Annotated in this window: 1 pseudogene; it reads left to right on the top strand. The window is 44.2% G+C overall.

What is annotated here, in order from left to right:
• A pseudogene (locus R7Z49_RS26870) lies at window positions 1-557 on the top strand (lytic murein transglycosylase); the annotation flags it as partial.

The following is a 557-nucleotide window of genomic DNA, read 5'->3' as shown; positions in this document are numbered from 1 at the left end:
AGAGTGAATATGCGTTAGAAAAGCTAGCTCGTATGGATGTCAATCAAGCTCAAAAAGCGTATGCGCAAGTCGTGAAAGGACAAAAGTTCTCAGCAGAAAAAGCCCAAGCACTTGCGGACTACATTGCGATTCGTCTGATTCGTACTGAATCCGATTCACTAGCCAAATGGCGAGATGATAAGACGAAAACCAGTAAAAATGTCGCTTTGATCGAAAATCGTATCCGTCTAGCAATTCAAAATGCAGATTGGAAAGGTGTTCAACAGTGGGTTGCCGTACTCAACAAAGATGAGCAAGCCTCGCTTCGCTGGCAATATTGGTTAGGTCGAAGTGAGATTGCGCTGGGTGATGATATTGCAGGCAAACAGCGATTGGCGACCTTAGTTGGTCAGCGCAATTTCTACAGCGTAGCTGCGGCGAATGCGATTGGTCAGTCAATCAAATATCCATCTCATCGTATTAAGCTCGATACTAAGGTTATTAACCCGTATCAAAACTCTCTCACTCGTATTGAAGAGTTGATTGCGACAGATAAAATTGCGGCAGCGAAAAGTGAG

Source organism: Vibrio sp. 1562 (assembly GCF_033340155.1).
Classification (GTDB): domain Bacteria; phylum Pseudomonadota; class Gammaproteobacteria; order Enterobacterales; family Vibrionaceae; genus Vibrio; species Vibrio alginolyticus.
This window is presented reverse-complemented; position numbering and strand designations above follow the sequence as displayed.